Annotated in this window: 18 protein-coding genes; 4 read left to right on the forward strand and 14 right to left on the reverse strand. The window is 53.2% G+C overall.

What is annotated here, in order from left to right; translation table 11 throughout:
* Positions 1–14 precede the first annotated feature (14 nt).
* Both RB2501_RS03220 and RB2501_RS03225 read right to left on the reverse strand, forming a co-directional pair.
* Positions 15–800 (reverse strand): patatin-like phospholipase family protein, encoded by a 786-nt coding sequence (locus RB2501_RS03220; RefSeq protein WP_015753306.1) that lies wholly within the window; start codon positions 798–800, stop codon positions 15–17.
* Positions 801–890: 90 nt separating this feature from the next.
* Positions 891–2,447: a Do family serine endopeptidase gene (locus RB2501_RS03225; protein ID WP_041326931.1), complete on the reverse strand. Its 1,557-nt coding sequence runs from the start codon at positions 2,445–2,447 to the stop codon at positions 891–893.
* Positions 2,448–2,846: 399 nt separating this feature from the next.
* Here RB2501_RS03225 and RB2501_RS03230 point away from each other — a divergent pair, with 399 nt between their 5' ends.
* From RB2501_RS03230 to RB2501_RS03240, 3 genes are all read left to right on the forward strand, one after another.
* Positions 2,847–3,182 carry an arsenosugar biosynthesis-associated peroxidase-like protein gene (locus RB2501_RS03230; RefSeq protein ID WP_015753308.1) on the forward strand — a complete coding sequence of 112 codons (336 nt, stop codon included), beginning with the start codon at positions 2,847–2,849 and terminating at the stop codon, positions 3,180–3,182.
* Positions 3,183–3,216: 34 nt separating this feature from the next.
* The gene (arsS, locus tag RB2501_RS03235) at positions 3,217–4,272 is read left to right on the forward strand and encodes an arsenosugar biosynthesis radical SAM (seleno)protein ArsS (protein ID WP_015753309.1); all 1,056 of its coding nucleotides are present in this window, start codon (positions 3,217–3,219) and stop codon (positions 4,270–4,272) included.
* A gap of 197 nt (positions 4,273–4,469) precedes the next feature.
* Positions 4,470–5,084 carry a TetR/AcrR family transcriptional regulator gene (locus tag RB2501_RS03240; protein WP_015753310.1) on the forward strand — a complete coding sequence of 205 codons (615 nt, stop codon included), beginning with the start codon at positions 4,470–4,472 and terminating at the stop codon, positions 5,082–5,084.
* Here RB2501_RS03240 and RB2501_RS03245 read toward each other — a convergent pair.
* The 3 genes from RB2501_RS03245 to RB2501_RS03255 all read right to left on the reverse strand — a co-directional run bounded on the left by RB2501_RS03245 (position 5,048) and on the right by RB2501_RS03255 (position 7,790).
* A complete protein-coding gene (locus RB2501_RS03245) occupies positions 5,048–6,166 on the reverse strand; it encodes a glycosyltransferase family 9 protein (RefSeq protein ID WP_238528096.1) in 1,119 nt (372 codons plus the stop codon). The genes RB2501_RS03240 and RB2501_RS03245 overlap by 37 nt on opposite strands.
* Positions 6,150–6,755: a DUF4254 domain-containing protein gene (locus RB2501_RS03250; RefSeq protein WP_015753312.1), complete on the reverse strand. Its 606-nt coding sequence runs from the start codon at positions 6,753–6,755 to the stop codon at positions 6,150–6,152. The genes RB2501_RS03245 and RB2501_RS03250 overlap by 17 nt, the downstream gene beginning before the upstream one ends.
* 96 nt (positions 6,756–6,851) lie before the next feature.
* Positions 6,852–7,790 (reverse strand): DUF6427 family protein, encoded by a 939-nt coding sequence (locus RB2501_RS03255; RefSeq protein ID WP_015753313.1) that lies wholly within the window; start codon positions 7,788–7,790, stop codon positions 6,852–6,854.
* A 39-nt stretch (positions 7,791–7,829) separates the two neighbouring features.
* On the opposite strand from RB2501_RS03255, the gene RB2501_RS03260 reads away from it, so the two are divergent.
* Complete coding sequence (locus RB2501_RS03260) at positions 7,830–8,051, forward strand: DUF6341 family protein (protein ID WP_015753314.1); 222 nt, start codon at positions 7,830–7,832, stop codon at positions 8,049–8,051.
* A 6-nt stretch (positions 8,052–8,057) separates the two neighbouring features.
* Here the strand turns inward: RB2501_RS03260 and purD are convergent, their stop codons facing one another.
* The 9 genes from purD to RB2501_RS03305 form a co-directional block, all read right to left on the reverse strand.
* On the reverse strand, positions 8,058–9,332 hold the full coding sequence (gene purD / locus RB2501_RS03265) for a phosphoribosylamine--glycine ligase (protein WP_015753315.1): 1,275 nt from the start codon (positions 9,330–9,332) through the stop codon (positions 8,058–8,060).
* Positions 9,333–9,565: 233 nt separating this feature from the next.
* The gene (locus RB2501_RS03270) at positions 9,566–10,552 is read right to left on the reverse strand and encodes a UDP-glucuronic acid decarboxylase family protein (protein WP_041326933.1); all 987 of its coding nucleotides are present in this window, start codon (positions 10,550–10,552) and stop codon (positions 9,566–9,568) included.
* Between the two features lie 80 nt (positions 10,553–10,632).
* Entirely contained in the window at positions 10,633–11,934 is a 1,302-nt protein-coding gene (locus tag RB2501_RS03275; RefSeq protein WP_015753317.1) for a UDP-glucose dehydrogenase family protein, read from the reverse strand.
* Between the two features lie 229 nt (positions 11,935–12,163).
* On the reverse strand, positions 12,164–13,522 hold the full coding sequence (locus tag RB2501_RS03280; protein ID WP_015753318.1) for an exopolysaccharide biosynthesis polyprenyl glycosylphosphotransferase: 1,359 nt from the start codon (positions 13,520–13,522) through the stop codon (positions 12,164–12,166).
* Between the two features lie 73 nt (positions 13,523–13,595).
* Entirely contained in the window at positions 13,596–14,333 is a 738-nt protein-coding gene (locus RB2501_RS03285) for a WecB/TagA/CpsF family glycosyltransferase (RefSeq protein WP_015753319.1), read from the reverse strand.
* A 4-nt stretch (positions 14,334–14,337) separates the two neighbouring features.
* A complete protein-coding gene (locus RB2501_RS03290; protein WP_015753320.1) occupies positions 14,338–15,477 on the reverse strand; it encodes a glycosyltransferase in 1,140 nt (379 codons plus the stop codon).
* Positions 15,455–16,690 carry an O-antigen ligase family protein gene (locus RB2501_RS03295; RefSeq protein WP_015753321.1) on the reverse strand — a complete coding sequence of 412 codons (1,236 nt, stop codon included), beginning with the start codon at positions 16,688–16,690 and terminating at the stop codon, positions 15,455–15,457. Before RB2501_RS03295 ends, RB2501_RS03290 begins: the two co-directional genes overlap by 23 nt.
* The gene (locus RB2501_RS03300) at positions 16,687–18,015 is read right to left on the reverse strand and encodes a hypothetical protein (RefSeq protein ID WP_015753322.1); all 1,329 of its coding nucleotides are present in this window, start codon (positions 18,013–18,015) and stop codon (positions 16,687–16,689) included. Before RB2501_RS03300 ends, RB2501_RS03295 begins: the two co-directional genes overlap by 4 nt.
* Entirely contained in the window at positions 18,009–18,836 is an 828-nt protein-coding gene (locus RB2501_RS03305; protein ID WP_015753323.1) for a sulfotransferase domain-containing protein, read from the reverse strand. Before RB2501_RS03305 ends, RB2501_RS03300 begins: the two co-directional genes overlap by 7 nt.

Below are 18,836 nucleotides of genomic sequence, written 5' to 3' on the forward strand. Positions count from 1 at the left end.
TTTCTCGCCAAAATTCAGGGCTGCCCGTTGCCCCGGGCCCGATCCAGAACTATCCGCCCGTGGTCGTAACCAATCTGGTAGGCCCGTTCGATCCCCTTTTTATCGAGTACGCCGATTTTTTCGAGTTCGGGCGGTTCAAACACCAGGTCGCAACTGTGGATCTTGTTCCGGTTGATGGCGTAGATCATCAGGGCCGTGGTGCGGTTGGTGAGCTGGATGGAAGACCGGATTTCCCGGGAACCGACCTTCCCGATAACCGATACGTTGCTGCCGATCACATACCGGCAGTGCGGGGCGATGGGTTCCAGGGGGAAGTTATTCATGATGCCCCCGTCCGCGTAGAGGGCTTCCCCCATGGCGACCGGGCTGAATATGGGCGGCAGGGCGGCCGAAGCCAATAACGGGCGGATCAGTTCCCCTGACTGAAAATAGGCTTCCTGCCCGAGGTTCAGGTTGGTGGCGGCCACATAGAGCCGCCGGCTGAGTTTCTCGAAGGAATTATCCGGCCAGTAGGATTCGAATAATTTATAGTACCGATCGGTATCAATGAAGCCCGGTTTGCTGATACTGAAAAAATTATAGCGGAACAACGGGGTTTCCTTGAAAAATGACAGCATGGCATCCACCGAGGCGTCGGCGGCATACAGGGCTCCCACCAGCGCGCCCACGCTGCTGCCGGATACCCATTGGGGGTCCAGGTCATACTCCCGCAAGGCGCGGATTACCCCGATATGCGCCATCCCGCGGACCCCGCCTCCTGAAAATACAATCCCGGATTCGTCTCCTCCCGGATATTCCATAGCACCAACTCTTTCTACAAATATAAAAGCCGCAGGCGATCGGAGCGAATCCTTTGGCCTGCGGCTTTCCGGGTATCGGGTTTATTTCAATCAGGAATCCAGTCCGAAAGCGTAATAATAGGTTTTCGGGCTGTCCGGATAGCGGCCGGCGAGCATCACGCCCCCGTCCTCGCTTTTCTCCAACTCGGACCGGAATTCCTCCAGGTTATTTACCTCCCGGCCATTGACGCGGGTTACGATAAAGCCTTCCCGCATCCGGGTTTCCTGCCGCAGCAGGCCGGGTACCAGTCGGGCGACCTCAACGCCCCCGTCAATGCCCAGTTCGGAAGCCTGATCCGCGGGCAGGTTTCGGAATTCGGCCCCCAGGCGGTTGAACAACTCCCGGTCCGCACGAGCCACCAGGGAAGTCGTGCCGGCGGAATCCTTCAGGGTGACCTCAAATTTGCGGGATTTCCCCTCCCGGTCCAGGGTGATGGTTACCTCATCCCCCGGGCGGAAGCCTGCAATCAGCTCCTGCAGGCGGGGCGAACTGGCAACGGGTTTGTCGTTCACTGCCGTGATAATATCCCCTTCGAGGATGCCGGCCTCCTGTGCTGCGCTGCCGTCATTTACCGATGCCACGTAAACCCCCGGAATCAGGTCGATACCCTTATCCTCGGCCAGGCGGCCGTCCAGGTTTTGGATCCGTACCCCGAGGATGCCCCGCTGTACGTTCCCGTATTCCAGGAGGTCTTCCACCACCTTGGACACGATGTTGCTGGGTACGGCAAAGCCGTAGCCGCTGTAGCTTCCGGTACGGCTGGCAATGGCCGTATTGATGCCGATCAGGTCGCCGTTGAGGTTGACAAGCGCTCCCCCGCTGTTGCCGGGATTAATGGCCGCATCCGTCTGGATAAAGCTCTCAACGGCCAATTCCTCCCGGTTGATGTTGATGTTCCGCGCCTTGGCGCTGACGATCCCGGCCGTGACCGTGGAGTTCAGGCTAAAGGGGTTGCCGATGGCCAGTACCCATTCGCCTACTTCCACATCGTCCGAATTTACAAGGGCCAGGGATTTCAGGTTTTCGGCTTCGATTTTGAGCAGAGCCAGATCCGTTGTGGGGTCCACCCCGATCACTTTCGCATCGTACGTGCCGTTGTTGTGCAGGGTTACCTCCACCTCATCCGCATTGGCGATGACGTGGTTGTTGGTCACTATATAACCGTCTTTATTGATGATCACGCCAGATCCGGTTCCCATGCGCGGGAGTTCATCGGGATACTCCCCGCGGCTTCCGTCTCGCCCTGGGGAATCGCCCTCCGGGGCTTCAAAGTACCGGCCAAAGGGGCTGTCCTTAAAGAATTCCCGGAACGGGTCCGGCAACTGGCGGTAGCTCCGGCCATAAGACTGGGTTCCGCGCGAGGTGATATGCACTACCGCGTCCAGGACTTTTTCAGTAGTCTCGGTAAAATCCAGGGGGGTAATGTTCCCCTCTTTATCGGCCGTATACAACACGGGTTTGGCCAGGTTTTCGGGTGCCCGGTCCAGGGTTACCCGGCCGGTGTCCTGCCATTTGTCGATCCCGACCACCGTCAGGCTCACCAGCAGGGCGATGAGTGCCGCGAACAAATAGGTCCGCTGCGCCGGGTTGATAGTTCGCTTTTTCATATTGTGGTATTTAAGTTTGACACAAATTTTTTTCGACCCACTCCAGGACAAATCCCATGCCATTAAACCGGCTGTCAGTGCTAAAATTTTTTTAAAATTGGCCCGGGTGGGGGGCGGATAAACCGACTCCCTGGTCGGCAGGCCATTTCGAAACGGCCCATTACGCATATCGGGAGGATTTTTATCGATTCAGGGATCCGGTCGTCGGGGATCCGGCGGATTCCGAGGCTAACCCGAACCGGTCAAACCGACCGGGGGGTCGGTTACGGCAAAATCGGCCCGGGAATGTTAAAATCCCGTTTTTGGGTAATGAAAAACCGAACCTTGCGACGAAACTCCCGTAAGTTTAGACAGCAGACCAGGCCAAACGACCCGACTTAAATAAAAGAGTAAATCAATATGGCAACAAATTATTACGACCCCGCCGACCTGAGGAAGTTCGGCAACATCACGGAATGGAGCGAGGAACTCGGCACCAAATTCTTTGACTACTACAACTCCGTATTCAAGGACGGGGCCCTCACGGCTCGCGAAAAATCCCTGATCGCCCTGGCGGTTTCCCACGTGGTCAAATGTCCGTACTGTATTGACGCCTACACCAAAGACGGCCTGCAGCGGGGCATCACGCGGGAGGAAATGATGGAAGCCGTTCACGCAGGAGCGGCCATCGAAAGCGGGGCCAGCCTGGTCCACGGCGTGCAGATGATGAACAAATACGACAAATTATCCATGTAAGCCGGCACGCATAGCCTGCTCAAAACCCTGAATTTTGGCTACAAAATCCCTCAAGGCCCAGGAAAAGGACCTGGCCAACACGCAATATCAATTAAAAATCCTCGACGGAGGGCCGTTCGCTTCCGGGGAATTACCCCGTTTCCGGGAGAAACTGCGGGAAACCGGGCAGAATACACTTCGTCCCAAACCCCTGGAAATCCTTCAGATCAACCTGGGATATATGTGCAACCAGGTTTGCGCCCACTGCCATGTGGATGCGGGGCCGGACCGCAAGGAGATCATGACCCGGGAGACCATGGAGCAATGCCTGGAGGTAATCCGCCGCACCGGGGCGCATACCCTGGACCTCACCGGCGGGGCACCGGAGATGAACCCGGATTTCCGCTGGTTCGTGGCCGAAGCTTCCAAAGCGGGGATCGCCGATTTTATCGTCCGGTCCAACCTGACCATTATCCGGGCCAACAAAAAATACTACGACCTGCCGGAATTTTTTGCCCGGTATAACGTGCATGTGGTCTCCTCCCTCCCGCACTACACCCGCGGGAAAACGGACCGCCAGCGGGGCAGCGGGGTTTTTGACCAATCGATCGAAGCCCTCCGGTCGCTGAACGAAGCGGGGTATGGGAAAGCCGGCAGCGGGTTAAAACTCGACCTGGTCTACAACCCGTCGGGAGCCTTCCTCCCAGCCGACCAGCAGGCGATGGAGAAGGACTTTAAAAAAGCGCTCGCCTCAGACTTCGGGATCGTTTTCAACAACCTCTTCGCCATCACCAACCTGCCCATTGCGCGTTTCCTGGACTACCTGATTGCCTCGGAAAACTACGAGGACTACATGACCGCCCTGGTGGACGCATACAACCCGGCAGCTGTCGAAAACGTCATGTGCCGGAATACGCTGTCGGTGAGTTGGGACGGGTGGCTCTACGACTGCGACTTCAACCAAATGCTCGGCCTGAAAGTGGCCAGCAAGGTGAAACACATTGCGGATTACAACGAAGCGGTATTGCAGGACCGGGAGATTTTAATCTCCCAGCATTGCTATGGTTGCACGGCCGGGGCGGGCAGCAGCTGCCAGGGATCCGTGGCCTGAGGCGTCCGCTCATCCATAAATCCGTGCGCTTTAACCGACCGGGTGGTCGGTGCGCCTTTCCAGCCAGGTGGTCATTCACCGGAATTTTTACACTTCGTCGAAATTTTTCCGGGATTCGTCAGATAAAACCTGCCATGCCCTGAATCCGCGAGTTCTTTGTAAACGACCGATTAGTCGGTTGCCCAAAATCTTACATCATGGACAAGAACCTCAAGCGCATGGCGACGATGAATCGCATGCAGATGACCGGCCTGGAACTTTTTTACGCCCAGGGCTACTACAACACCAGCATCGACGACATCCTCAAATCCCTGAATTTGTCGAAGGGTGCCTTCTATTATCACTTCCAGTCTAAGGAGGAATTCTTTATCAGCATTGTGCAGAACCTCGTGTTTCGCAAGGTGTACACCATGCTGATCGAGCCCATCGAAGGGGTGGAAAACCCGCTCAGGGCCATCGAGATCTGCCTGGACGACGCGTTGAAGACCGCCGAATTCAACGACCTGGATTACGGTTTCGTCCTTGCAAACTTCCTGAACGAATTCAATGGGAGGAACGACAAGATCACCCGGTACCTGACGGATATTTCCAAGGTCTGGGAAGTAAACCTCGTTACCGCCCTCCAGAAGGGGAAAACCGACGGTTTTGTGGAACGGCACGTGGATAGCGAAGGGGTTGCCTCTTTTATTATCTCGAGCTATTTCGGGGTTCGCAGCCTGATGGTCTCCGGGAATTGCAAGATTCTCCGCTACAACTATATCCAGCAGCTGCGGAACTACTTCCGCTCGCTCTCCCCGGTCGTACTCGCCTGATTGGCAGTATCCGGGGCGAGTGCCCCGCGGATGCACCCGTACACGGTTTCCGGCGGGATGCTCGCCATTACCTCCTCATACCCGGGCGGCACCTTGTTGCCGTATACGGAAGTTGGGATCAGGGGGAATTGCTCCCGGTCGGACAGGAGGGAGTTCTCCCTTGGCTGGCCAAAAGGCGCAAATCCCGCATACGGGTGGGTCACCCCCCAAAGGGTAATGACCGGAATGCCGAAGAGGGCAGCCAGATGCCCGTTGCCGCTGTCCATGGATACCACCAGGTCCAGGTTGCCGATAAGCTGTAATTCCTGCCCCAGGCTGCCTTTGCCGGCCACACAGGTACAATTCTGGAATTCCCGCTCCCACTGTTTCAGTTTCCGGGTCTCCTCCGGGCCCCCGCCCAACAGGTATACCCGCAGCCCTTTCTCTTCCTGCAAAAGCGCCAATAGGCGTTTCATCTCCTTTTCCGGGTAGCACTTGCCGGCGTGTGCCGCAAACGGCGCCACCCCGATATTCGCTCCTGCGCCATCCCGGGAGCGGAATCCCCCATCATCCCCGGGTTTGGGGATCCCGATGGCTTCCGGCCAGGGCGGCTTCCCCAGCACGTCAGCCGGGCGGAGTTCCACGGGATAGCCCAGGGCGGCAAAAACGGCCGCGTATCGCTGGTGGGTAGGGGTGAGGGGCGCCAGCTTCCGACCCCGGGCTGCAACCAACCGGCGCTTTTCCTTCCGACCCTTATCCAGGACTGCAACCCGGACCCCGGAAATCCGGAAAAAGAACCGCAGGATGTGGGTGCGCAAGACCGCATGGAGGTCTGCAATGGCATCCGGTTTCAGGGCGAGGAGTTCCCGGTAGAGCTTCCAAAGCCCCCCCAACCCCCTGTGAGCGCCCCGGGTATCCACCGGAAACACACGGACACCCGGGATTTGCTCAAATACGGGCGTGTAACCCTTTTTCGTCGCAACGGTCAGGCGGATTCCCGGGTATTCCCGCTGCAAGGCGAGTAAGACGTGAACGGCCATGGCGGCATCCCCCAGGGCCGAGAAACGCCAAACGAGCAGGTGCGGGTTATTGCTTCCTCTCACGGAGCACCGGGTTTAACTCCTCGTCGTTGTACATCTTCATCTGTTTGTAGACCTTCATGTACTTCCGGCCGGCTTCGATATCTGCGAGCAACTGGTCGATGGCGGTGGAGAGGTCGGCCCGTTGCTCCAGGAGGATGTCTAGTTTCTTTTTACAGGCCTCGCGGTGTTCCTGACCCGCGTCCGGCCGGCCGGCCTCTTCCCGCATATGGTAGATCTTCAGGGCCAGGATGGAGAGCCGGTCGATGGCCCAGGCCGGGCTTTCCGTATTGATGGTGGCCGTTTCCGACACTTCTACCGATTGGTATTTTTTCAGGAAATAGCTGTCGATGTACTCCACAAGGTCCGTGCGCTCCTGGTTGCTCGCATCGATCTTTCGCTTGAGTTCCAGGGCAGCCTCCGGGTCGATGCCCGGGTCGCGGATCAGGTCTTCGTAGTGCCATTGCACCGTGTCGATCCAGTTTTTGAGGTAGAGCAGGTATTCGATACTCCCGGGTTCATACGGGTTGGGACGGGGCTGGTCTACCCGGTCCTCCTCGTGGTATTTGTCGATACTTGCCTCAAAAATCCGGAATGCGAAGTCGCTGAACATAGGTTGCATTTTCCGCAAAGATACCGCTTATTTGAGAACCCCTTATTGGTGAACCGGGTGGTGTTCGACGCGCCCCCCGGGGGGGGGGCGCCCAGGTCAGGCCAGGAGCCACTCCCCGGAAAAAACCGCCAGGCAGATCAACAGGGCCCCTATAAGCAGACCCTCCCGGATTTTCTCCTTCCGGACAGACTCGATATACTTGGACAGGAATACGGCCGCCGGGAAGAAGGTCAGGACAATCGGACTCCCCCGCATCCCACTTCTGAGAAGCACCACCCCAATCCCCACGAGCAGGGATATCGCCAACAGGCGCATGACCACAATCCGTCCATGCCCGGCTTTCCCCAGCTTTAAAAAGGCGGTAAACCCGGCGATCAGGACCACCAGGATGTAGCTCCCCAGTTTTGCTGCATTCCGCCATTGGGCCCAGTATTCCACCGTTCCCTCCCAGCGCAGCCGGTAGTGGGTGCCGATAAAATCGGGGATCCCCGCCAGGAACGCGACGGCCGCCCCGATCAGGCCCACCACCGCCACAGCTGCCAACGGGTTCAGCCAGTTCCGCAGGTTCCGGGGTTCGTAGAAATAGACATAGATCCAGGGCAGCAGCATAAACAGCAGGACCCAGTCTACCAGCAGGCTGCCCACGAGGATCCAGAGGGCCCCGTCAAAAATTTTGGCCTTGACGTTCCGCAGGGATTTCAGGCTGATCAGCCGACGCATGGCCAGCAACAGGAACAGGTTGGCCACCAGGGCGTGACGGTCCAACAGGGATTCGGGAAAAAGCAGGACCAGCAATGCAAAGAAGTAGCTGGTATAGGAATGGGAGCCCGTAAGCTGGTTGCGCTGGACGATGAAGTTCACCAGCAGCACGCTCAGCAACAGGGCACTGATCCCCAGCACGTCCATCGGCAGGGTTTCCAGGCTGATTTCCCGGTTGAACCGGAGAAATAGCGCGCAGGCATACAGGAGGGTGAGAAAGCAGAGAACCAGGATGTAATTGACGGGTTTTGTTTTGCCAAAAACGCTTGAAATCATCGCTGGTTTTCGTATGTTTGCAGGGTAAATATAGGTACAATGAGAGCTTTTTTTGAAGGGATCGAAAATTTATTTGTCAACTTCCTCTTCGCCCCTTACGACTTTTTCCGCTTCATGGAAAGCTGGTGGGCCGCCAACACCATCAATTGGATTTTCGTCATTATCGGCACGGTAGCAATGGTATACTGGCTCGGCCAATTGCGCTTGTTTGACTCCCGAGGGGAAGAAGACCGCAGCATTACTTCCCATTCGTATTTATAGTCCCTCTCAGAGGTCGAAACCGATATCTTTCCGGTAGTAGGCATCCTGGAAGGTTAACGCCTCCACGGCCCTGTAAGAGCCTTTCAGGGCCTCCCTGAAGTCCGTACCATAAGCGGTAACGGCCAGCACCCGGCCGCCGCTGCTCACCACCTGCCCGGATTCGTCCCGTCGCGTCCCGGCGTGGAAGACCACGGCATCCCCGGTCGCTTCCAGGCCGCGAATCACGCGTCCTTTTTCGTACGCCTCCGGGTACCCCCCGCTAACCATGACCACCGTGGTGGCCGCTTCCGGCCGCACGCGCAACTCCACCTCATCGAGCCGGCCCTCGGCCGTCGCCTGCATCAGGTCCAGCAGGTCCGTTTCAATCCGCGGGATAACCACCTCGGTCTCCGGGTCGCCCATGCGGACATTGTACTCGATAACAAGCGGGTCGTCCCCCACCCGGATCAGCCCGATAAAGATAAAGCCCACATAAGGCAGCCCTTCGCGCTGCAACCCTTCTACCGTGGGCCGGATGATGCGGTTTTCGATTTTCTCCATAAAAGCGGCATCCGCAAAGGGCACCGGGGAAACAGCGCCCATGCCCCCGGTGTTCAGGCCGGTGTCCCCTACCCCGATCCGCTTGTAGTCCTTGGCGGTGGGGAGGATTTTGTAATTCCTGCCGTCTGTGAGTACAAAGCAACTCAACTCAATCCCGGACAGGAATTCCTCAATCACCACCCGGGCGCTGGCCGAACCGAATTTGGCATCCAGCAGCATGGAGCGGAGCTCGGACTTTGCATCGTCCAGGGATTCGAGGATCAGCACCCCTTTGCCGGCGGCCAGGCCGTCGGCTTTTAACACGTATGGGGGCTGCAGGGTTTCCAGGAAGCGGTAACCCTTGTCGAGATCCTCGGGCCCGAAGCTTTCGTAGGCCGCTGTGGGGATGTTGTGGCGGCTCATAAAGGCCTTGGCGAATTCCTTGCTGCCCTCGAGTTGGGCAGCCGCCCGGGACGGGCCGATGACCGGGATGCCTGAAAGCTCCGGGTGGTCTTTAAAATAGTCGCTGATTCCCTCTACCAGCGGGACTTCCGGACCCACGATCAGCATGTCGATGTCGTTGTCCCGTACGCTTTGGGCAATACGGTCAAAATCGTCTACTGCCAGGGGCAGATTGGTTGCAACTTGGGAGGTGCCCGCATTTCCGGGGGCCACGTAGAGTTTTCCGAGGGAATTGCTTTGCGCCAGTTTCCAGGCCAGGGCGTGTTCGCGCCCGCCGGATCCCAGGACCAGGATATTCATGATGCCATATTTTCGACAAAAATAGGGGATGCCGGCCAAATGGACGGCTTCCCGGGGAAGCTATTTGCCGGTAATTGCACTTTTGAGCAGGCGGCCTGCATCCTGCCGGAACCTCAACACAAGGAGGCAGCCGCTACCCGGCCGCGAGGCGCCAGGCGCTACCCAAGCGGGGGGCGTCAGCGGTTACCCAACCGGGGGACGGCACCAGCGGCAACCCGTCCCGGGGTGCGTTCTCAGCGCCGGTTCCTGCCGGAAAAGTCCCGATGTTCCTTCCGTTCCAGGTCTTCCCGGGAGAGCGTCCGGAAGTAATCAAAGGTTTTCTTCATCCCTTCTTCCCGGCCCACCTGCGGTTCCCAGCCCAGGATTTCCCTGGCCTTGGTGATATCCGGCTGCCGCTGCATCGGGTCGTCCTTGGGCAATGGCTTAAACACGATTTTCTGGTCCGTGCCGGTCAGTTTGATGATCTCTTCGGCAAAGTCCCGGATGGTAATTTCGTGGGGGTTCCCGATATTCACCGGGAGGGCGTAGTCCGAGAGGAGCAACCGGTAGATCCCCTCTACCTGGTCGTCCACGTAGCAGAAGGAACGCGTCTGGGAACCGTCGCCGAAGACCGTCAGGTCCTCGCCCCGGAGCGCCTGGCCCATAAAGGCCGGGATCACCCGTCCGTCATTCAGGCGCATCCGCGGCCCGTAGGTGTTGAAGATCCGCACGATCCGGGTCTCCAGCCCGTGGAAACGGTGGTAGGCCATCGTGATGGATTCCTGGAACCGCTTCGCTTCGTCATAGACCCCCCGGGGGCCGATGGTATTTACATTGCCGTAGTACTCCTCGGTCTGCGGGTGCACCAGCGGGTCGCCGTATACCTCGGAGGTGGAGGCTATCAGGATACGTGCCTTTTTCTCCTTGGCGAGCCCCAGCAGGTTGTGCGTGCCCAGGGCGCCCACCTTGAGTGTCTGGATCGGGATTTTCAAATAGTCGATCGGGCTGGCCGGGCTCGCAAAATGCAGGATGTAGTCCAGCCGGTCCGGGACGTGGACAAACTTCGTTACATCGTGGTGGTAATACTCAAAGTGCTCGTGGCGGAACAGGTGTTCGATGTTTTTCAGGTCGCCCGTGATCAGGTTGTCCATGGCGATGACGTGGTAGCCTTCAGCGATAAACCGGTCGCACAAATGGGACCCCAGAAATCCGGCCGCCCCTGTTATCAAAATTCGCTTCACCTGTTTGCTTATTTGTTGTTGTTACTTAATTGCCTTTCGTGCCGGCGGGAACGCAGGTTGCCCGCAGACCGGATGATGTGCTATCCGCGGCCGATGGATTCGTAGTGGAACCCGCGCGACTTCATCTCCTCCACGTCGTAGAGGTTGCGCCCGTCAAAAACCACCGGGGCTTTCAACAGGTCCTTGACCATGCTGAAATTCGGGTTGCGGAACACGCTCCATTCCGTACAGATCACCAGGGCATCCATATCCTCCACCGCCCCGTACATGCCGGGTGCAAAAGCGATGGCATCGCCCAGCTTCCGCTTCACGTTTTCCATGGCTTCCGGGTCAAAGGCAGTAACCTCAGCCCCGGCGGCCAGCAACTCCTCGATAATATACAGGGCCGGGGCCTCCCGGATATCGTCGGTTTCCGGTTTAAAGGCCAGCCCCCAGAGGCCGATCTTCTTACCCTTCAGGTCATCCCCGAAATATTTCCGGATCTTGGGGATCAGGGCCGTTTTCTGTTTCTGGTTTACGTCGATCACGGATTCCAGGATCTGGAAATCATAGCCGGAATCCTTGCCGGATTTATGCAGGGCCTTGACATCCTTCGGGAAACAGGACCCCCCGTACCCGATGCCCGGGAACAAAAAGCGTTTCCCGATGCGGGAGTCGGTGCCCATCCCAATCCGGACCTTGTCCACATCGGCCCCCACCAGCTCGCAGAAGTTGGCGATCTCGTTCATAAAGGTGATCTTGGTGGCCAGGAAGGAATTCGCCGCGTATTTGGTGAGCTCCGCCGACCGTTCGTCCATGATGATCACCGGGTTCCCCGATCGTACAAAGGGCTTGTAGAGTTTCTCCATCAATTCCGTGGCACGGGGAGAGCTGGAGCCCACCACAATCCGTTCGGGCTTCAAAAAATCGTCCACCGCAAAGCCCTCCCGGAGGAATTCCGGGTTGGACACCACGTCAAAGTCGCATTTGGCATTTTTTGCAATCGCCTCCCGCACCTTATCGGAAGTCCCGACAGGCACCGTACTCTTGTCCACAATTACCCGGTAATCGGTTATCAGTTTCCCGATTTCATCCGCCACGCCCAGGACGTATTTCAGGTCCGCAGACCCGTCTTCGTCCTCCGGGGTGGGGAGCGCCAGAAATACGATTTCGCCGTGCTCCAGGCCCTCGGCCAGGGAAGTCGTAAAGGTGAGGCGGCCCGCATTGATGTTCCGCTCAAACAATACGTCCAGGTGCGGCTCGTAGATGGGCACCTCCCCCTCCTGCATCCGTTTGACCTTGAGCTCGTCGATGTCGACGCAAACCACGTCGTTACCGGTTTCGGCCAGGCAGGTCCCGGTTACCAAACCGACATAGCCCGTACCTATTACTGATATTTTCATTGATTGATTCTTTGTTGCTGATTAAAAGCCGTGCGATGTGGCCGCAATATTAATTAGAACGGGGCGTACCGCGCAACTGTTTTGGTCGAACAACCCAATTCCGGGATAAAAGTACTCGTTTTCCTACTGTGTGAAGTACCTCCCGGTTCCATTAACGCGCTTTTTTCCGCGATGGTATGCCGATTTGCCGACAAATCCGAAATGCAACCCCGGGATCGGAGGCAGGCTTCTAATACGCCTTTTCCTCCCCCCGGAACATATTGAGGACCGTCTGCACGATGATTTTTACATCCAGCAGAAAGGACCAGTTCTCGATGTAAAAAATGTCGAATTTAATCCGGCCGTGTATGTCCGAATCCCGTTCTACCTCCCCCCGGTAGCCGCGCACCTGGGCCAGGCCGGTGATGCCCGGTTTGATAAAATGCCGGACCATGTATTTGTCTACCTTGCTGGCGTACTCGTCCGTGTGCTTGAGCATGTGCGGCCGCGGGCCCACCACGGACATATTCCCGAAGAGCACGTTGTAGAACTGGGGCAGCTCGTCGATACTCGTCTTCCGGATAAACCGGCCAATCCGCGTTACCCGCATATCGTTTTTCCCGGCCTGGAGCTTGTCGGCGTCTTTGTTCATGGCCATGGAGCGGAATTTATAGCAATAAAATTCCCGGTTGTCCAGCCCCGTGCGCTTCTGCACAAAAAACAGCGGCCCCGGCGATTCCAGCCAGATCAGGATGGCCAGCAGGGGCCCGAGCCAGATCAGCACGCCGAATATCACCACCAGGCTGAAGGCGATGTCGAACGAACGCTTGACAAAAGCATTGATGGGGTTGTGGAGCGGGATATCCCGGAGGGATAGGATCGGGAGGTAGTCGTAGTACTCGAATTTCAGCTTTTTTGAATATAAATTTTTGTTGTCAGGAAGAAATTTAAGTGTTATCAAGTTGTTGTCCGCAAAGTTGATGAAATCAATGATTTCGCTGTTTTTTAATTCTGAAACCGAGCAATACACCTCATCGATCTTATTGCTTACAATAAATTCGAAACAGGCTTTCAAGTCAAAGTTTTCAGATCTGGGGCAGAATTGCTTCCTGAATCGATAACCAAATTCTGTGCGATCGTTAAACACCTGAACCAATTGGTCTGTTTTCTTGTTTTTGCCGATCACAACAACGTCGCGCAGATCCCCTTTGACTTTTTCGCGATACTTCATGAGAAGGTAATAGCTCAATAATTTCATGCTGCTAACGGATACAAATACTATCCCAACATACTGTGCCAGCGCAAAACGACTCATGTTTGGTTGCTTGAAAAAGCCGATAAATGCATAAACGATCAGGAAATAAATAAAGAATTGCTGAACGAGAAGGCGCAAAATGTGAACAACCTTTGCATGCCTCCTGATTACATAAAATTCAGTTTTAAACGCGATTATCAACCAACCAAGGGATATATAGCCATGAAATAGCAGGTCAACCTCCAAATTGATGGGGAGCAGTTTTGCGATATAGTTGATTATCACAAAATCCACCAAAAAAGATACCGGAGATATAAGATCCAGATATTTGGATTGTTGAAAGGGCATGATCATTTGTTCTCGGGTACCGCGATAATGGACTTATGCGGCCGAATGTCCCCAGGGTTCATTCGCCTAAAAATAGGGGTTATTTTATATAATGGCGAGCCAGTAAGTAGAGAAATTTGGAGTTCGTGTACAAATATCTTTTGAACATTCTCCTAGGCTCCTTTAACAACCTGTAAAACCATTCGAGGCCAGATTTGCGCATCCAGGCTGGTGCCCGCTTAATAACCCCAACGTATGTCGGCAATGCTCCACCTATGCCGAAAAGAAACGCGTCTATCTGCCGGGTGTGGGCGTGCATCCAGACTTCCTGTTTTGGGCAACCCAAAGCAACAAAAACGACCTGTGTGTTGGATTCGTTCAATTGTCTTACATATTTCTCATTTTCCCAGGACTGCCCAAAGGGAGGGGAAATTAAATGAGTCAAAACAATTCCCGGCAACTCTCTGTTGATTTTGGATCGGGTCGCCTCCAGAACCTCTTCGGTTGAACCGATGAATGCCACCCGGTATTCTTTTAGATTGCAGTGATGCAAAAAGAGCGGCAAGAAATCCATTCCTGCAATCCGCTCCTGACTGATCCCGTGAAGTACCCGAAAGCTTTTGGCAACGGGTAAACCATCCGGTAAAGCATATGTGGCAGAATTGACCACCTCGGCGAAATCGGAATTATCATACGCTTCAATCAACATGTGAACATTGGAAAAGCAGGCATAACCGGATTCTTCCTGTTCGATTCTATGATGAAGTTGTTCAATTAAATCGACCTCCCGGATGGCATTTACATCGATGCTGATAATTCTTTTCTTGCTGTTGTCCATGAATCTAATTCACTACGGAATTGTATATCTTCAGTAAGTTCTCCAGATTAATTTTATGAGTGTATTTTTCAAGATATGTCCGCCGGGCACATTTTTCAAAATCCTCTCTCGGCACCATATCGTAATCCTCGATTGCCTGTATTAATGATTTAACCTGACCGGAAGAAAACAATAACCCATTGTAATTGTGGTTTACTAATTTGCTGATATTCTCATTGTCACATGCTATTACAGGGGTTCCCGCAGCGTAAGACTCGATAATGGTATTTGGCAACCCTTCATAACACAGGGATGGAAATACAAGTGCCTTGGTGGTTCTCAACAGTTCCGCCACCGAGGACCTGGGCTGCTCACCCCGAAAATGGATGTTCTTACCTGCCAAATCCCTGAGCTCCTGCTCCAGTGGGCCCGTGCCGACGATGGTCAGGGACTTTTCGGGGAGTCCCTGAAAAGCTTCTAACAACAAATGAACACCTTTTTCCCGGGACAGTCTGCCGATATATAAAAACCCTTGGCGAGCGGGAGGCACTTTCTCAGTGTCCTCATAAATGTCGTCCGTACTATTTGGCTTCACAATTAGCTTTTCCCCTCCAACTCCCAGGCTCGATTGAATAAATAAATCTTTGATAAACGGGGTCAGGACAATAAACCGATCTACAGAATCCTTCCAGATCCCCTGGACCTTTGAATACCACAAAAATGTTGATAGCAATAGGCTCTTCGGAACAGAGTCCTGAAAGCAAGCGTGATATACTCCATGGGCGGGAAATTTTAAATTCACACATTTCGTGCAGATTTGTCCATCCCGGAGTAATAGTGCCGCCGGGCATATCAGCCGGAAATTATGTAGCGTCATCACGATGGGTACTCCCAAATCCTTTGCTGCCTTCAATACAGCCGGGGATGCCTGGTAAAACAAATTATGTGCGTGTACGACGTGTGGTTGGAATTCTCGAATTGCCTCCCTGGTCCGGGAATAGGCCTGCTTATTGAAGAAAAGACGGCCCGCATTGATTTGCTTATTGTCAAAATGCAGTTGTTTTACGTTCAGGCCGTATTCCGTAAGCAACTTCATTTCGTTGTCTACCACAGCGTCCTCGCCTCCCGAAAACCGATACAAATTATGTATCTGAAGAACGTTCATAGGCAGAAAATTTGAAGTAGAAAAAAGCGTGGAAGAATGCAAAAAGCAGCACGATGGCGTTCCTGTTAAAATGGGATTCGGTCAGGCTCGTTCCGAGAAAAAGGACGAGGAACGCAAAATAAATGGTGGCTTCCCGGTTCCATAGCCGGCTGGTAGCATATACCAATGACGTTAAAAAAAGCACAAGCCCCACCAGCCCTGTTGCCAGAGTAATTTGCAGGAATAAATTATGTGCGTTAAACGTATTTCCTTTTAGAAGCAAGGCCTGATACCTGTGGCGTCGAAAGCAAAGTTCCAACTCGGTTTGTTGGTCACCATAACCCGTGCCTAAGGCCGGATTTGCCTCTATTACGTGTGCCGTACAGTCCCAGATGAGTTCCCGGAAACCCCTGCCTCCCCAGTACTCAGTGACCTCGTATTGCCCATCGAAATTAACCGCATCCTTGAATTTTTCTATCAGGGCCCGATTACTAAAAACAAATACAACGGCGAGTACTATAATTGCTATAATGCCGAGGAACTCCGGTGTGGATGCTATTTTCCTCGCCCTCCAAAGTAAAAAAACAGACAGGATCAAAGTAAAAACTATTGTACTTCTACTGCTCAATAGTAGTAGAATCCCTAAAAGGAAAATTAAAATAATCGGAGCCGGCTTCCGATACCATTGCGGCATTGAATTGCGGTGGAACAACCAGAGGGTCAATGTCAAAACAATGGCCGCGCCAACGTACAGGGAGAATCCCAGATAATGAAAATTTATTAGGGAGGTGGCAAGATTTTCCTGAAGCAACGCGTCCAAGGAAAACTCCGGGGCATTCATGGCCACAGAGAGAGAGAGTATCGAGAGAATTGACGTGGAAAACGTAAAGCACCCTACAAGTAGACCTGCATCTGAAATGCTGAATATGCCTTTTAAATGACGCATTACGAGAAAAAACAGGGGAATGAAAACGAGCAACAGTGATTTCTGGAGACCGTGCGCGAGGTCATCACTCCAAAACAAGGATAGGAAATGCAACAATACGTATCCATTGATCACGAGGAACTCCAACCAATCACGCCGGGAAGCCTGAACGCGAAAGTGCAATAATTCAAACAACCAGAAAGCCAAAATTGCGCCAGCCATCAGGTTGGGCAAGGCCGGCCCAAACGGTAGCACAACCAGGAAAGTTGCGAATAGGCCGATCCATATGTTTTTACGGGATAATTTCAATCAACATGCATTTGCTGTGCGCGGTCAAACTCGGCCAGTTTAAATAATAGTATAATGGGTACGATGATTTCCGGGTACTCCAGGTAATTCTGAACCGAAAGTAAAAAAAAGGCATATATACCAATAAACTTAAGGAATTCTGCTCGCTCCCGGCTGATCAGATTACCCTGGATCTGCCAAATCCTGATAAAAAAGAAAATCAGGTAACCGCCCCCGGCAAGCAGGCCGTACTCAAGAAGAAGCGCAACCAGAGAAGAAAATGTTTGGTTCCTTGTACCGTCATTGTAGGGTTTCGACAACAATTCCCTGTTCAGGAGGGGGTAAACATCTTCGGAATGTGCTGGTGTACGGATTGAAAAGTTGCTCCTTAGCCATTCGTTCTGAACGAAGTCGCCATTAAGGTAGAAGGCGGTTCTGGAATTATATCCCCCGGGTGCGGCCCCTAACATAAAAACCTTCATGTCGCCGAGAAATCGTTTCTGGGACCCGTCCAGAAACGTTATAAAACGCGGTATCTGGGTGACTTCCAATTGGCGAGATCGCTCCACTTCCTCCTGATAGTCGTAAGAATCAAAAACCAAAAGCGCCCGGTTGATATTGGCCTCGATATAATCCAGGTTCCTGGGATTGAATACTCCTATCATCCCCACCGCAATAATCGAACTCAATAAGATGGCCCCCATGATTTTCCAATATCTAAGGAGCCGCGTGGCGTACAACAGCAGAAGGGAAATCAGAAAAATCACAAGTCCCAGTCCATAAAAACCAAAAACACCACTAATCAGAAAAAAGGCAAAGGAATAATATTTCCTTTTACTGAGATAGTACACGCTAAACCCCAGGTTTATAACCGAAAGCGTATGGGAGCCCAGACCGTCCAGCCCATAGAGTCCCGTAAAGGCGTCATCGTAATTCATCAGGGAGGGGTCTATAATAAATTGTGCATAAATGAATGCACTGACGTTCACCACCACCAATACGCGTGATGCAATCGCCAGGAATGTGTCAAATACGGAAAAAACCCTGCCAGATTTCCAGGCTATGGGACGAGCTTGTAAAAAGACCCAAATAGGCAATATCAGATAAGCAGAGACGAAAAAATTGAGAAAATACCCCCCCGCCAGATACGCTGACAACAAGCCCAACAGAAAAAACAATAGCGTGAAAAGCAATATGCTCCTATTTAATTTTAGCCGGAGCAAGTACCCAAGGACGGCTAGAATCACAGGATAAACCAGAATAAGGGTTTGGCGCAAAAAGGTGAATACCAGAAGCCCTGTCAGTAACAGTGTCCAAAATATTGCCTGCTTACGGGAAACTACCATGTCATATCCGGTTCATAGCCGAGTTTAACAAGCACGTCCCCCGAATGCTTCTTGAAGCACTCTTTCTCTTCCTGACCAAAATAATTTTTCCAATCGCCGGAAATGCCTTTTCTAAGGAAACTGTTTTTCTTTTCGTCTCCCTTTTTGCGTTGCGACTGGTTCTCAAATGAATATTTTTGAACCACTTTTTCCAGGCGCTCCTTCTCGATATGTGAAACACCAAGTTGCTCTTTTAATAACTTAGAGACCGTCCCAAAAGTATCATGTAACAAATCCTCGTACTTCACTAAATAGATGTTTTCACTACCGTGTTCCATTTCCCTGAGCCAGGCCCGGTTGAACTCAGCCCAATTTCCCATATAAGTGAATTGTTGCCATTTACTCGGCTTGCTCATAAAAGCGTAGTCGATGAATGCACGAAGATTGTATTTTATATCCTCAAAATTTTCGAATCCTGTTTTGTTTCGGTGATAAATGACATCCTTGGGGTTCAGCTTATTCTTTTCGTTCCAGATCAATTGGTGATAATAAAGAGAAATCATCACATCCCGCCCATCTCTCACCAGAAACAAAATCTTTTTGTTACTCGGAATCCGTCCAGTGGGAAGATAATGGCCGTGAAATACCGAAGACCCCAGGGCCGGCATCCGGTTTCTCGGAAACGGCAACCCCAGATACGCAGAAACCAGTTGACCAAGCCAGGTGCCTCCGGATTTGGGGTATTCTACAATGAGAACCGAGTCATTGACCGTTGTCAGGGTGTTTATCAACAAGAGTCGAGTGGCTTGTTCCAATTTACTTTTAATTGTGCGTAAAATCAT

This window comes from Robiginitalea biformata HTCC2501, from assembly GCF_000024125.1.
Classification (GTDB): domain Bacteria; phylum Bacteroidota; class Bacteroidia; order Flavobacteriales; family Flavobacteriaceae; genus Robiginitalea; species Robiginitalea biformata.